The 14,084-nt window shown below is 67.1% G+C and carries 12 protein-coding genes; 6 read left to right on the top strand and 6 right to left on the bottom strand.

Going from position 1 to position 14,084, the window contains the following annotated elements; translation table 11 throughout:
• Nucleotides 1-60 precede the first annotated feature (60 nt).
• Nucleotides 61-558, bottom strand: a complete 498-nt coding sequence (locus RHOSA_RS21210) for a MarR family winged helix-turn-helix transcriptional regulator (protein WP_156092610.1) — start codon at nt 556-558, stop codon at nt 61-63.
• Nucleotides 559-842: 284 nt separating this feature from the next.
• Nucleotides 843-2,981: an Eco57I restriction-modification methylase domain-containing protein gene (locus RHOSA_RS0107740; protein WP_027288220.1), complete on the bottom strand. Its 2,139-nt coding sequence runs from the start codon at nt 2,979-2,981 to the stop codon at nt 843-845.
• 246 nt (nt 2,982-3,227) lie between these two features.
• Between RHOSA_RS0107740 and rpmI the strand changes: the two genes are divergently transcribed.
• The 4 genes from rpmI (at nt 3,228) to pheT (ending at nt 7,523) form a co-directional block, all read left to right on the top strand.
• A complete protein-coding gene (gene rpmI / locus RHOSA_RS0107745; protein WP_027288221.1) occupies nt 3,228-3,428 on the top strand; it encodes a 50S ribosomal protein L35 in 201 nt (66 codons plus the stop codon).
• Nucleotides 3,429-3,497: 69 nt separating this feature from the next.
• Nucleotides 3,498-3,896 (top strand): 50S ribosomal protein L20, encoded by a 399-nt coding sequence (rplT, locus tag RHOSA_RS0107750; RefSeq protein ID WP_027288222.1) that lies wholly within the window; start codon nt 3,498-3,500, stop codon nt 3,894-3,896.
• Nucleotides 3,897-4,048: 152 nt separating this feature from the next.
• Nucleotides 4,049-5,125: a phenylalanine--tRNA ligase subunit alpha gene (gene pheS, locus RHOSA_RS0107755; RefSeq protein ID WP_027288223.1), complete on the top strand. Its 1,077-nt coding sequence runs from the start codon at nt 4,049-4,051 to the stop codon at nt 5,123-5,125.
• A gap of 4 nt (nt 5,126-5,129) precedes the next feature.
• Nucleotides 5,130-7,523 (top strand): phenylalanine--tRNA ligase subunit beta, encoded by a 2,394-nt coding sequence (gene pheT, locus RHOSA_RS0107760; protein WP_027288224.1) that lies wholly within the window; start codon nt 5,130-5,132, stop codon nt 7,521-7,523.
• Between the two features lie 155 nt (nt 7,524-7,678).
• On the opposite strand, the gene RHOSA_RS0107765 is transcribed toward pheT, so the two are convergent.
• The 3 genes from RHOSA_RS0107765 to RHOSA_RS0107775 are packed head-to-tail and all read right to left on the bottom strand — an operon-like array spanning nt 7,679 to nt 9,168.
• Complete coding sequence (locus RHOSA_RS0107765) at nt 7,679-8,263, bottom strand: histidine phosphatase family protein (RefSeq protein WP_027288225.1); 585 nt, start codon at nt 8,261-8,263, stop codon at nt 7,679-7,681.
• Between the two features lie 47 nt (nt 8,264-8,310).
• Nucleotides 8,311-8,793, bottom strand: coding sequence for a hypothetical protein (locus tag RHOSA_RS0107770; RefSeq protein ID WP_027288226.1), 483 nt, complete (start codon nt 8,791-8,793; stop codon nt 8,311-8,313).
• Nucleotides 8,794-8,802: 9 nt separating this feature from the next.
• Nucleotides 8,803-9,168, bottom strand: coding sequence for a DUF6152 family protein (locus RHOSA_RS0107775; protein ID WP_027288227.1), 366 nt, complete (start codon nt 9,166-9,168; stop codon nt 8,803-8,805).
• A gap of 537 nt (nt 9,169-9,705) precedes the next feature.
• Between RHOSA_RS0107775 and lepA the strand changes: the two genes are divergently transcribed.
• On the top strand, nt 9,706-11,508 hold the full coding sequence (lepA, locus tag RHOSA_RS0107780) for a translation elongation factor 4 (protein ID WP_027288228.1): 1,803 nt from the start codon (nt 9,706-9,708) through the stop codon (nt 11,506-11,508).
• Nucleotides 11,509-11,722: 214 nt separating this feature from the next.
• A complete protein-coding gene (locus RHOSA_RS0107785) occupies nt 11,723-13,414 on the top strand; it encodes a methyl-accepting chemotaxis protein (RefSeq protein WP_027288229.1) in 1,692 nt (563 codons plus the stop codon).
• Nucleotides 13,415-13,447: 33 nt separating this feature from the next.
• Here the strand turns inward: RHOSA_RS0107785 and RHOSA_RS21215 are convergent, their stop codons facing one another.
• A complete protein-coding gene (locus tag RHOSA_RS21215) occupies nt 13,448-13,768 on the bottom strand; it encodes a hypothetical protein (protein ID WP_051431931.1) in 321 nt (106 codons plus the stop codon).
• Nucleotides 13,769-14,084 lie beyond the last annotated feature (316 nt).

Raw genomic sequence — 14,084 nt, forward strand, 5'->3', positions numbered from 1 at the left:
GCCTGTGTCCGCCTGCAGCTGTATCAGGCCGCCCTTTGCGGCCAACCAGATCGCCGCGGGTCAGTCGCCGCGGGTCATATAGTCGACCAGCTTGGGCAGGGCACGCTCCAGGGCGCTGCGCTCCTGCGGATCCAGTGTGTCGATTGCCTGCACCAATTCGTTGATTGGATCGTCGCTCAACAGCTCGTGGCCCTCCTCGGTCACGTGTAACCCGCTGTTGCGCGCCCCGCTGCCGCGACGGCCCAGGTAGCCCTTGCGGACCAGAGCGGAAATCGTGGTCGATGCGGTTCCCATCGTGGATCCGCGATGGCGCGCGAACGCCGTCACCGTCCGCTGTTCTTGCGGCATCACCGCAAAATAGCGCAGCGCATGCCATTGGGCTGGCTTCAGGCCGTGGACGAAGCTGCGCGCGAAGTGCACCCGTACGAGCTGTTCCAGTGAGTGGGCCACCGCACCCGCACCGCGCTCGTGATCGGTGATCGTCGGATGGGCCGGCTCGTCGACCGGCTCGGCACGGGCATCCTGGGAATCGGCCCAGCGCATTTCTGGTGCCGTCATAGGATCCCGTGGGCTCCAGGTTATTGAACGTCGATCAACACCGGCCATGCTCTTCCTTCGCAATTTCACAGCGCGAAAATGGATACCGCAGTATTTTTTACCAAAAGAAAGCTGAATGTCGATAGAGAAAGTTGCAATGCGTTGGTCAACGCGCATGTGTCTTAATAAGACGGGGTTATCGGACGTATGTTGTTAGAGGTAAGGGGCAGGTACAGAGCTGCAAATTTCAAACGTTCACGGAACTTTAAGTGTGCTTTGGACTTTTATGAATACCTATTAATCTTTTAACATCTAACGTGAAAGTGGTTGGTGATCTGCGAGCACTGGTTACGAGTGAGGCTATAGAGTCGCGCATAGAGTGCATCCAGCCGACTGCGGGCGCGCGCCCTGCGCTCCGGAGACCAGTCGACCGGCGGGCCGGGATGGCCCAGATCGTGGGCAAAACCATCCAGATCGTGGCTGGTGTGGCATAGCAGTTTGAGCTCATGGCGCACGGTCGCGGCCGTCTCGCTGGTGTAGGCGTGCGGCGGAATCACCGGGAGCTGTTCCAGGATGTAGAGGTTCAGGTTCTGGCCCTGCAGTTTGCCCCGCGCCAGCCAGTCGAGCACCTGCGCGTTCAGGTTCGCGAGCAATAACGGGGCCGCGCGACGGTAGGCCGCGAGGGTTTCGTCGTCTTCCGCGGCGGGCAGCAGCAGCGGCAGTGAATTGGCCGCAGCGCAGCGCGGCACCGCCGCCGCAATCACAGTTCGGGCATTGCTGGGGGAGGTGACATGCTTCAACCCGATCGCCCAGTGCAGCCCCTCCGGCCAACGCATCTGATCGCCCGGAACGGCAAAACGGGGGGTGGGGCGAAAGGTCGGGTCGGCATGTTCAGCGTCGCTCGTGCGACGCGGCTGCGCCGGACGCTTCAGATTGCCCGGATGGATCTCGATGCTGGCTGCCCGATGGTCGAACGCCTGTACCATCTTGCCTTCGTAGAGCGGCCAGGCGTCCGGGTCGGCATCAGACCAGGGCTGGAATCGATGGGCATCGTTGGTGAGGTCGAACATTCGCCGGTAGCGGACGGGAAAGGTGGGGCAGGGCGCATCGCAGCGTCGGTCGACCAGGGGCGGCCAGCGACGATGCAGCCTAAGCGCGAGCGCTGCGTCCTGTCGGCTGCGTGGCATCGGGAGGCCGCCTGTGGCCGGATTGAGCGTGGCGAGCGCGCGCCGGCTGAGCGCCAGCGGACGTTCCGCGGCGAGATCGCCTGGATCGCCGAGCGCGAAGGCAAGCCGGGTTCGCTGCCCGGCTTTCTCCTGTCCGCTCAACGTGAGGCAGGCGAAGCGGAAGCGGCTGTCGACCTCGGGGAAGAAACGGTGGGCGCCGCCGCTGCGCGCGCGTCCACGGTTCTCGAAGTCAAGGAAGGACGCCAGCCTGCCGGTAGCCGCCAGCCGGCGCACGAAGCCTGACGTTCTGCGGTCGGTTGCGATCCCGCTCGGGACCAGCAAGGCGGCATGGCCATCGGGGGGCAAGCGGTCGGCGGCCAGCGCGGCGAAGCCGGCGTAGAGGTTGGCGTCGCTGGCGCAGGTGTGAGGGTAGCGCGCGCGCAGGGTTGCTGCGTAATCGGCGCGCCGCTGCCGTTCGGTCGCGAAGGCGTGCCACAGCGGGCTGCCGGTTGCGGCGAGCTGGGCGAGACGTTTCTTGCGCCCGGCGGAGTCCAGCCCGTGGAAAGCGGGGTCGCGGGCGGCCAGCCACTCGACCTGCTGCAGCTTCGCACGCTCCCATGGCGGGTTGCCGACGATCGCGTCGAAGCCGCCCGCCGGCGTCAGGCGCGCCCACGCATCGTCATCCAGCAGGGCGTCGGCGCACACGATGCGCTGGGTCAGGTCCGGGGGTGCCACGCCCGATTGCTGGCACTTGAGGGCGAGCGCGACCCGCGTGCAGGCCACGGCCAGCGGGTCGATGTCGATGCCGTAAAGCCGCTCGACCGGCATCCGCTCGGCCGCGGCCAACAGGAATGCGCCGGCACCGCAGGCGGGGTCGATCAGTGCCCGGGTAGCGGGACCGACGCCTGCCTGGTCGAGCAGCAGGTCGATTAGGGCAGGCGGCGTATAGTACGCACCGGCCTGTTGCCGGGCGAAGGGGCGGGGTCGCAGGACGATGTCGCCCGCGTCATCATTGGCCCCCTCCAGCCCGATCAGGTGTGCATAGGTTGCTTGCACGTCGCCCGGCGTCGGCGGGCACAGCGCCACCTGGGCGCTCGGCCCCTCGCCCAGATGTCGTCTGCGCCACGCGTCCCCCAGCTGTTGATCGGCCAGCGCGCGGAGCCAGGCGCGCACGCCGTCGTTCGCCAGAGTCCGCTGATCGCTGCCGCCCTCGGTGCGGAGATCGCGTAGCAGCGCGGCGAAGGCACGGTGGGTTGTGGCGGCGCTGGGAGTATGCATGGGAGGAGGCACGGCAATCTCCGGCCGGGGCGCACAGGCGGGCACCCATCGTAGGTTTGCATCGGCCGGCTCTCCGCGGCAAGGCGGCCCGTCGCGCCGCCTTGCAATGGCGGACCTGCGTGGTTATAACCCGGCACCTCCAAACAAGGGCGACCGCGGCCATCTGGACATGCCCGGAAGTCCGAACACTGTGCCGGTGCGGTTTTGCGCACCGGCCGCCAACGGCCCGATCCGAAAGGAACGAAAATGTCCAAGCTCAAGACGAAGAGCGGCGCCAAGAAGCGCTTCAAGATGACCGGCTCCGGCAAGGTCCGGGTCAAGTACGCCTTCAAGTCGCACAACCTGCGCAAGCGTTCGCAGAAGATGAAGCGACAGGCGCGTGGCATGCAGGTGCTGCGCACCACCGAGGCGGATATGGTCAAGAAGCACTACATGCCCTACCACTAGGGCCGCTTCGCGACCGACCGATCCCGAGACTGAATTCCCGTCATCTCCTAGCCAAGCAGGAGCGCCGCCATGTCCCGCGTGAAGCGTGGAGTTACCTCCCGCGCTAAGCATAACAAGGTCCTCAAGGCCGCCAAGGGCGCCCGGGGCCGGCAGAAGAACACGATCCGCGTTGCCCGTCAGCGGGTCGAAAAGAACCTCCAGTACGCCTACCGCGACCGCAAGCAGCGCAAGCGTGAATTCCGCAGCCTGTGGATTCAGCGGATCAACGCCGGGGCGCGCAACAACGGCCTGACCTACAGCCAGCTGATGGCTGGCCTGCGCGAGGCCGGCGTCGAGCTGGACCGCAAGGTGCTGGCCGATATCGCGGTGCGCGAGCCGGAGTCCTTCGCCAATCTGGTCGAGCAGGCGCGCAAGGCTCTGCCGGCGGGCGCGAAGGAAGATTCCTCCGCCGGCCGCGGCGCCATGTAGGACGCATCGCGGCCCGCGCAGCGGCCGCGAGACGTTTCCTGACGAAGGATTGCAGGCGGCCCGGTCATCACGGCGATGGCTGGGCCGCTGGTGCGCCGGGCGGGCGCCAAGCCCGCCCGCGATGATCGATAACAACCAAGACGTGTGCCGCGATGGACGAGCCTGAAGAGCTGAAGCGGTCGCTGCTGAGCGAGGTTGAGGCCGCGCAGACGCTCGACGATCTGGAGCAGGTGCGGGTTTCCGCGCTCGGCAAGAAGGGGCGCTTGACCCAGCAGATGAAGCAGCTGGGTCAGCTCGACGCGGACGAACGCAAGCGCGTTGGCCAGGCGCTGAATACGGTCAAGGACGCCGTTCAGAACGCCATCGAGACGCGCAAGGCACACCTCGCGGACGCAGAGTTGCAGGCCCGCCTGGAGCGCGAGCGGGTCGACGTGACCCTGCCGGCGCGCCCGTTCGACATGGGCCGCGTCCACCCGATCTCCCGCACGATCGAGGAGATGATCCAGATCTTCGGGGCGATGGGCTTCCGGGTCGCCGAAGGGCCGCACGTCGAGGACGACTTCCACAACTTCACCGCCCTCAATATCCCGCCCGAGCACCCCGCCCGGCAGGAGCACGACACCTTCTACGTCGAGGGCACGGGCGACGACGGCCACCGCAAGGTGCTGCGCACGCACACCTCGCCGGTGCAGATCCGCGCGATGCGCGCATTGGAAGCGCCGCCGATCCGGGTGATCGCGCCCGGCCGTACTTTCCGCAGCGACGACGACGCCACCCACAGCCCGATGTTCCACCAGATCGAGGGGCTGGTGGTCGACTGCAAGACGCACATGGGGCACCTCAAGGGCACGCTGATCGAGTTCTGCCGCGCCTTCTTCGGGGTCGAGGACCTGCCGGTGCAGTTCCGTCCCAGCTACTTCCCGTTCACCGAGCCGTCCGCCGAGGTCGATATCGGCTGCTCCAAGCAGGGCAACGAGCTCAAGATCGGCAAGGGCGGCGACTGGCTGGAAATCCTGGGCTGCGGCATGGTGCACCCGAAGGTGTTGGAAAACTGCGGCATCGATCCGGCCGTCTACCAGGGCTTTGCCTTCGGCATGGGGGTCGAGCGTGCGGCGATGCTGAAGTACGGCATCCCCGATCTGCGCACCTTCTACGATTCCGATCTGCGTTGGCTGCGCCACTACGGCTTCCTACCGATCGAGACGCCGTCGCCGGTGAAGGGTTTGTGAGACGATGAAGTTCACGCTGTCCTGGCTGCAGGATCACCTCGACACCGACGCGACCGCCGAGGAGATCGGCGAGGCCCTGACCAACCTCGGGCTCGAGCTGGAGGGTCTGGAGAACAAGGCGGAGGAGCTGGCGCCCTTCCGCGTCGCCTACGTCAAGGAGGCTGCCCAGCATCCCGATGCCGACCGGCTGAAGGTCTGCACCGTCGATCCGGGCGACGGCTCCGAGGTGCAGGTGATCTGCGGCGCGCCCAACGCCAAGACCGGCATGAAGGGCGTGTTTGCGCCGGTGGGGTCCTACGTGCCCGGGATCGATCTGACGCTGAAGGCCGGCAAGATCCGCGGCGTCGAGTCCAACGGCATGCTGGTCTCCGAGCGCGAGATGGGGCTCAGCGACGCGCACGAGGGCATCATCGAGTTGCCCGACGACGCGCCGCTCGGCGAGCCGTTCGCGAAGGTGATGGGGCTGGACGATCCGGTGTTCGACATCGCGATCACGCCCAACCGCGCCGACTGCCTGGGCGTGCGCGGTGTGGCGCGCGATCTGGCCGCCGCCGGGCTCGGCGCGCTGAAGGAAGATCCGCGCCTGGCCGCGGTCGCGGGCAGCTACGAACCGCCGCTGCAGTGGCGGCGTGACCTGCCGGCGGGCGCGGAAGAGGCCTGCCCCTATGTTGGCGGGCGGCACTTCCGCGACGTGCGCAATGGCGAGAGTCCGGCGTGGATTCAGCGGCGCCTGCGCGCGATCGGGCTGCGGCCGATCTCCGCGCTCGTGGACATCACCAACTACGTCACCTTCGACCTGGGTCGGCCGCTGCACGTGTTTGACGCGGCCAAGGTGAAGGGCGATCTCACCATGCGCCTCGCCCATAACGGCGAGCAGATCGAGGCGCTGGACGAGCAGACCTATACCCTCGACCCCGAGACGGTCGTGATCGCCGACCGGGAGTGTGCCCACGGCATCGGCGGTCTGATGGGCGGACAGGACTCCGGCGTGACCTCCGATACCACCGAGGTGTTCCTGGAGGTCGCGCTGTTCGATCCCGTGCGTATCGCCAAGGCCGGCCGGCGGCTGGGATTGCTGTCCGATGCGCGCTTCCGTTTCGAGCGCGGCCTGGACCCGGAAAGCGCCGACTGGGGCGTTGCGGTCGCCACCCGCCTGATTCAGGAGCTTTGCGGCGGCGAGGCGAGCCATCTGACGGCCGCGGGCGAGATTCCCAATACGCGCAAGCAGATCGAACTGCGGGTCGCGCGCGTCGGGGAGCTGGGCGGCCTGGAGATCGGCGCCAAGACCTGCCGGCGGATCCTGGACGACCTCGGCTTCGAGACGGCTGGCGACGACCAGGTGATCAAGGCGACCGTCCCGCCCTGGCGCGTCGACGTCGAAGGCGAGGCGTGCCTGGTCGAGGAAGTGCTGCGGATCAACGGCTACGACGCCATTCCGACCGTGCCGCTGCCACCGCTCACGGCCGTGCCGCAGGCGGCCGTCACCCCGGCGCAGCGCCGGGGCGAACTGGCGCGCGCCGCGCTCGCCGCCCGCGGCATGAACGAGGCGGTGACCTTCTCCTTCATGTCGTCGCGCCATGCCGAGCTGTTCGGCGGCCAGATTCCGGACCTTCAGGTCGCGAACCCGATCTCCAGCGAACTCGACGTGATGCGTCCGGCGGTGCTCGCCAACCTGGTCGAGGCGGGCACGCGCAACGCCGACCGCGGCTTCCCCGACGTCGCCCTGTTCGAGATCGGCCCGCAGTACTTCTCCGCCGCGCCGGACGGGCAGGAAACGCTCGCTGCCGGTCTGCGCGCCGGCCACAACGCCCCACGCCACTGGGACGTCGACCGTCGGTCCCATGACGTGTTCGACGCTAAGACCGATGCGCTCGCGGCGCTGGCGGCGGCCGGGGCGCCGGTCGACAACCTGCAGGTCTCGACCGACGCGCCAGGCTGGTACCACCCGGGCCGTTCTGGCGCGCTGCGCCTGGGCAAGCAGGTTCTGGCCACCTTCGGCGAGCTGCATCCCAAGATACTGGAGGCCTACGACCTGCGCGGGCCCGTGGCGGCCTTCGAGGTGTTCGTCGACCGCGTGCCGCAGACCAAGAAGCGCGGCGGCCTCAGCCTATCGTCCCTGCAGCCGGTCGAGCGTGACTTCGCCTTCGTGGTCGGGGCCGACGTGCCCGCGGAAAACGTGATCCGTGCGGCCAAGGGCGCCGACAAGGCCCTGATCGCGGAGGTCAAGCTGTTCGACGTCTATACCGGCGACAAGGTCGGCGAGGGTAAGAAGTCGCTTGCCATCGCCGTCACCCTGCAGCCGACCGAAAAGACCCTGACCGAGAAGGAAATCGACGCGGTCGGGCAGAAGGTGATCGGACAGGTGACGAAGAAGACGGGCGGCGAATTGCGGGGGTAGATGATCGGGTCACCGCCAAGGCACCGGGATAGCATGCCGGTGGCCTTTCAAGGCTTTTGCAGCCCGGAAAACCGGGTTGCGGCTGTTTCCGGTGAACCGAAGTCGATCTAGGCCCCAGGCTTGGTGTCTCCGTGTCTTGGTGGTGAATATCCGCTTTAGCGCGGGGCGCGAATCAGGAAACTGCCGCGAACGTCCACGGTGCCGTCGTCCGCCACCTCGACGACGAGCACCTCGCCGCTCGACGGGAAGACGTCGGTGAGCGCGGTGATGTTCACTTGGTGGGTGACCAGCACGAGCTTTGCGTCGTCCGGCGCGGTCGCGAGGAAGTCGCGCACGGCCGCCGTCTGGGCATCGCGGGTAGCGCGGTTCTGGAAGAAGGAGTTGAGGGCGGGAAAATCCTCGACCGAGGCCAGGCCCAACTCCTGCGCGGTATGTCGGCAGCGGCACCACTGGCTGGTCAGCACGCGGTCGACCTCGATGCCGTTGTCCCGGAAGGCTTGGCCGATCCGTCGTGCCTGCGCGCGGCCGGCGGCGTTCAGGTCGCGCTGGGTCGAACAGTCGCCCAGCTTGAAATGCGATGGATCGCCGGTGCCTGGCGCCAGCGCATGGCGCATGATCGCGACGGTGCCGGGCGCCTCCAGCGCGGCCCAGACATCGCCGCCCTCCTGCGCTTGGCTGGGAACGGGCAGGGCGGGGACGGTCAGCAGAACAAGGGCCAGAAGAACGACAAGACGGGGCATCGGGACGCTCCCGGTGAGCAACGGAAGAGGTCGGGGAAAGGGGCGACTCAGGGTCCGGTGAAGGCGATCAGGCGCCCGCAGGCGAGCGCGCCCAGCCACGCCGTCATCGATCCGAGCGCGGCCAAGACCCGCAGTCGGCGGCTGGCGCGCTCTGGATCGCGTCCGACCCGCAGCCGAAAGGCCAGGGCGCCGGCCGCACCGAGGCCGATCAGCGTCAGCTTGGCCCACAGCACGGGCAGGCCCGCATAGTCGAGCGGGCGCACGCTGACCAGCAGTACTCCCGTGGAAATCGCGAGCAGCAGGCCCGCGACCGCCATCGGCGTCAGGATCGCAGCCAGGCTTTGCAACGCGACCGACCGCCAAAACCCGAGTAGCCGCAGGTCGAGCGGCAGGATGCCACCAACCAGCAATGCGATCCCGAGGATGTGCAGCGCGCTGACGGTGGCGTAACTCCAGCGCCCCTGCGTCAGCGCCTGCGCGACCTCCCACTCGCCGAGCGCGCTCAGCGTTGTCGCCAGCAGCTCGGGCACGTTTGGCGGTCAGTCGCGTTCGGGATAGAGGACGTATTCCCGGTCGCCGAGGAACAGCCGTTCCACTTTCATCCGGCGTGCCTCGGCATCGGCCGACGGTTCACCGATCGCGCGGATCTCAACGCCCGGCGCCAGGTCGCCGTCCTTCAGACCGGCGCGTGCGTTGCGCCATGGCTGGCCGACCTCGACCGTCCAGCTTTCGCCGTCGGCCTCGACCGTGAGCACGCCGTGGGGATTGCCCAGCTTGGCTTCCCGGATGACGCCGGTCAGTTCGATGTTGCCCCCGGTGGTCCAACGCCAGCCGTGGTGGGCCTGGGCCAGAACCGGGACAAGCAGGATGAACGCGGCCAGGGCCGCCAGGATCGGGGAGCGCATGGATCGCCTCCATTATTGGCGCACTTGCGCCAAAATGGGGCGCGACTTTCCTGAGGAAAGGTCCGTCGGCACCCTGCGCAACCAAGTTCGCCTCATTGTGATAGAAGAGCTGGGCCGCCCGCCCGCACGAACGGGCATGGCGTGCCTGACGGGCGGCCCGAGGGCCCGGCATGCGGGGCCCGGCTCGCGGTGATCCGAAAGACGGGAAGAGACCACCGCGAACCACCCCTGACTACGCGCTTACCTCGGGATTGGTTCACCGATCTCTGGGCAGAAATCGGGCAGTCAAAGGCTAAGGCGGATGGGACGATGGTGCATCACAGGCACGCTGCCGGGGCCTGGAGGCCCTGGCGGACGGGAAGAGAGCCGGCGTCGTCGTCGGGCCAGTTGCGTGGATCGGGCGCGGCGCCTATGGTCGCGCCCGCCCGCGCGCATCACCCGCGATGACGGCGCCGCAGACGGCTGGCCGGGCCGCCGCCTGCGCCGCGCCCCGGGCCGCGCGTCGCTCCCAACACACGAAACCCTTAAAAGCTCCGCATGACCGATCAGCAGCACACGCGCAACTTCGCCATCATCGCGCACATCGACCACGGCAAGTCGACCCTTGCCGACCGGATGATCCAGCTGTGCGAGGGCGTGAGCGAGCGCGAGATGCGCGAGCAGTTCCTGGACAACATGGACCTGGAACGCGAGCGCGGCATCACCATCAAGGCGCAGACGGTGCGCCTGACCTATCGGGCGACGGACGGGCAGGCTTACACCTTCAACGTCATCGATACGCCCGGCCACGTCGACTTCTCCTATGAGGTCTCGCGCTCGCTGAAGGCATGCGAGGGCTGCATCCTGCTGGTCGACGCCAGCCAGGGCGTGGAGGCGCAGACGCTCGCCAACGTCTACCTGGCGCTCGACCACAACCTCGAGATCATCCCGGTCCTGAACAAGGTCGACCTGCCGGCGGCCGAGCCGGAGCGGGTGATGCAGGAGATCGAGGACGTGATCGGCCTGGACGCGACCGACGCGCTGCTGATCTCCGCCAAGACCGGGCAGGGCGTGGCCGACGTCACGGAATCGATCGTCAAGCGGATTCCCCCGCCGGAGGGCAACGCCCAGGCGCCGCTGAAGGCCCTGCTGGTCGATAGCTGGTACGACCAGTACATGGGCGTGGTGGTGCTGACCCGGATCATGGAGGGGCAGGTCAAGCAGGGCACGCAGATCCGCATGCTGGGCACCCGTGCGCTGCACGACGTCAACGAGGTTGGTACCTTCCAGCCCGCCCGCACCAAGGGCGAGATACTGGGGCCGGGCGACCTTGGCTACATCATCTCCGGCATCAAGGACATCGACGAGGCGCAGGTCGGCGATACGATCACCGACGAGAAGAACCCCTGCGATAAGCCGCTGGAGGGCTATAAGCCCTCCGTGCCGGTGGTGTTCTGCGGCCTTTTCCCGGCTTCCACGGAGGATTACGAGCAGCTGCGCGACGCGCTTGGCAAGCTGCGCCTGAACGACAGTTCCTTCCAGTTCGAGCCGGAGAACTCGCCCGCGCTCGGCTTCGGCTTCCGTTGCGGCTTCCTGGGGCTCTTGCACCTGGAGATCGTGCAGGAGCGCCTGGAGCGCGAATACGACCTTGACCTGATCACCACCGCGCCGAGCGTGATCTACCGGGTGATGAAGACCAGCGGCGAGATCGTCGAGCTGCACAACCCGACCGATATGCCCGATCGCATGCACATCGAGGCGATCGAGGAGCCCTGGATCACCGCGACCATCCTGGTGCCGGACACCTACCTCGGCAACGTGCTCAAGCTGTGCGAGGAGCGCCGGGGCATTCAGCAGGACCTGACCTACGCCGGCGACCGGGCGATGGTGGTCTACCAGCTGCCGCTCAACGAGGTGGTCTATGACTTCTACGACCGGCTGAAGTCGATCACCAGCGGCTACGCCTCGTTCGACTACCAGATGGCCGGCTATCACGAAGGCGATCTGGTCAAGCTGGACATCCTGGTGAACCAGGAGCGGGTCGACGCGCTCGCCCTGGTCGTCCACCGCAGCCAGGCGGAGCCGCGCGGCCGGTCGGTCTGCCAGCGGCTCAAGGAGCTGATCCCGCGGCAGCTGTTCAAGGTCGCGGTACAGGCCGCGATCGGCGGTAAGGTGGTGGCGCGCGAAACCGTGCCGGCGATGCGCAAGGACGTCACGGCGAAGTGTTACGGTGGTGACGTCACGCGTAAGCGCAAGCTTCTGGAGAAGCAGAAGGAAGGCAAGAAGAAGATGCGCCAGTTCGGCAAGGTCGAGATTCCGCAGTCGGCCTTCCTGGCGGCGCTCAAGATGGACGATCAGTAAGGGGCGTGAACCTATCGGTCGTCAGGGGTGTGTTTTTACGAAAGTTCTAAGAAAGAACACTAACGCACCCTGTCACCTTCATTTCTATTTTATGTCGAAAGTATTTACTTCAATTTTTTCTTAGCGATTTATCGGTTAGCTCTGCAACGCAGTCAGCCGGCCCGGGATTGGCCTGGGCCGGTTTTTTCGTTGTATTGCCCGAGTTATCAAAACCATGTCGCTTAAGAACATCACGATCCGATCGAAGCTGTGGAGCTTGCTCGCGGTGGCGGTCTTGGCGCTGTTGCTCGCCACGGGGACGGCCCTCTACTTCGCGCACGAGAACATGATCGAGGACCGCATCGCCAAGTTGCGTGACCTTTCCGAGACCGCCCACGGTGTCGCGGACAGCCTGGAGGCGCAGGTCGAGGCGGGTGAACTCACCCATGAGGAAGCGATCGGGCGGTTTCGCGAGACGCTGAACGCGATGTGGTTCGACCGTGGGCGGAACTACCTGTTCGCCTGGGCCTTCGACGGCACCAACGTGGTCATGCCGGCAAAGCCGTCGATGGTGGGGCAGAACAAGTTCGGGATGACCGACAGCAACGGGATGAAGCTGATCCAGGAGCTCGTCCGCTTGTCGCAGCAGCCGGGGGGTGGGCATCTCTATTACATGTGGCCGCGTCCCGGGTCCGAAGCGCCGGAGCGTAAGCTTAGCTATGCGATCGCGTTCGAACCTTGGGATCTGTTCGTGGGCACCGGCGTCTACCTCGACGACGTCGATGCCGCGTTCAACCGTCTAGCCCTGCGCGTTGGCGGGGTCATCCTGGTGCTGGCGCTGATCGCGGCCGGCGTGGTCCTGGCGATCCAGCGCGATATGATCGGCGCGCTGAGTGGCCTGTCGACCAAGATGCGCCGGATCGCCGATGACGACCTCGACGTGGAGATCACCGAGAGCGCGCGCCGCGACGAGGTCGGGGGCATGGCGCAGGCGCTGCAAGTGTTCCAGGACAACGCGCTGGAGAAGCGCCGGCTGGAGGCCGAGCAGCAGCAAGCAGCCGAGCGTAACGAGGCGGAGAAGCGCGCGGCGATGCACCAGCTGGCTGATCGCTTCGACCAGGAGATCGGTGGAATCGTCGACATGGTCGGTTCCGCGGCCACCGAGCTGCAGGCGACTGCCAAGCAGTTGACCGGGGCCGCTGATGCGACTGAAACCCAGACCGCGTCGGCCGCCAGCGCCGGCGACCAAGCCTCGGGCAGCGTTCAGACGGTGGCGTCGGCCGCGGAGGAGCTGTCGGCGGCGATCCAGGAGGTCAACGGGCAGGTCGCAAACGCCGCCGAGAAGCTGAAAGCGACCGCGACCAGCGCGCAGGATGCCGGTCAGCGTATGGACGAACTGCAGCAGGCCGTTGCGAAGATCGATGAGGTCGTCAGCCAGATTGGCGATGTGGCCGAGCAGACCAACCTGCTGGCGCTGAATGCGACGATCGAGGCGGCGCGTGCCGGCGATGCCGGCAAGGGCTTCGCCGTCGTCGCCGGCGAGGTGAAGACGCTGGCCAATCAGACGCAGCGGATGACCGACAGCATCGCCTCCCAGTTGACGGCGGTAAAGCGGGCCTCCGAAGCGGCCGTGGGCGGCACCCGCCAGATCGTCCAGGAGGTCGATGAGATCAGTTCGGCCACCAGCGCGATCGCCGCGTCGATGGAACAGCAGACCGCGACCACCGCCGAGATCAGCCGCAGCGCGCAGCAGGCGGCCCAGGGCACGGAATCCGTGTCGGGCAATCTGACCAGTGTGCGCGAGGCCGCGCAGCAAACCTCCCAGGCCACGGGTAATGTCAGCAGTGCCGCGGACCAGCTGGCCGAGCAGGCGGAAACGCTGCGCGGTGCGGTCAACGGCTTCCTGACGGAGGTGCGCTCAGCCTAAGTCCGTGCGGGGAGGGCGCGCGGCTGTCCGGTGTCAGCCGAATTTGTGGTCGCGCTTCCGCCCGGCACGGGTGAGCAGGAACAGCACGAGGGCAAGCGCGAGCGCGCCCAGCGCAACATAGGGGGCGGGCTGCTGCAGCAGCGGGAATACCCCGGACTGCCAAAGCGGCGGCCAGAGGCCCCGCTCGATCGTCGCCTGAACCAGGTTCAGGCTGCCGGCGTCCAGCGTGAACCAGATCTGCCCCAGCGGCTGCATCAGCGGCTGGCCGGAGGCCGCCGCGGCCGCGAGCAGCCCGCTCGTTGCCAGTCCGACCAGCAGGGCCAGCAGGCCCAGAAGTCCAAAAATAAACCGCACGATTCGCGCTCGCTCCCCGCTTTATGTGTGCCCCCATCCGGCGCCCGCGCGGTATCGACGGCGCCGCACAGGTGCCATCGAACCCTAGGGCAGGTTAAGCCGGCGGGGAAGGGGCGGGCCCGCATCTGTATCCTTCCGCGCGCCTCGGACAGGCGCCTGGGGGACAGGCGCATGGACGTTGGCTGTCGGCGGTTGCCGCCTTGTTGCATCGCCGGGATGCCTTCGCTAGGTTGCGCCCGCGCCGCGCGGCGGGACTCCGCCGCAGGCGACGACATCATATCTGCGCCCGCGTTGGCCCCGTGTGTTCCTGGGGCAG

Source organism: Rhodovibrio salinarum DSM 9154, assembly GCF_000515255.1.
GTDB classification, from domain to species: Bacteria; Pseudomonadota; Alphaproteobacteria; order Kiloniellales; family Rhodovibrionaceae; genus Rhodovibrio; species Rhodovibrio salinarum.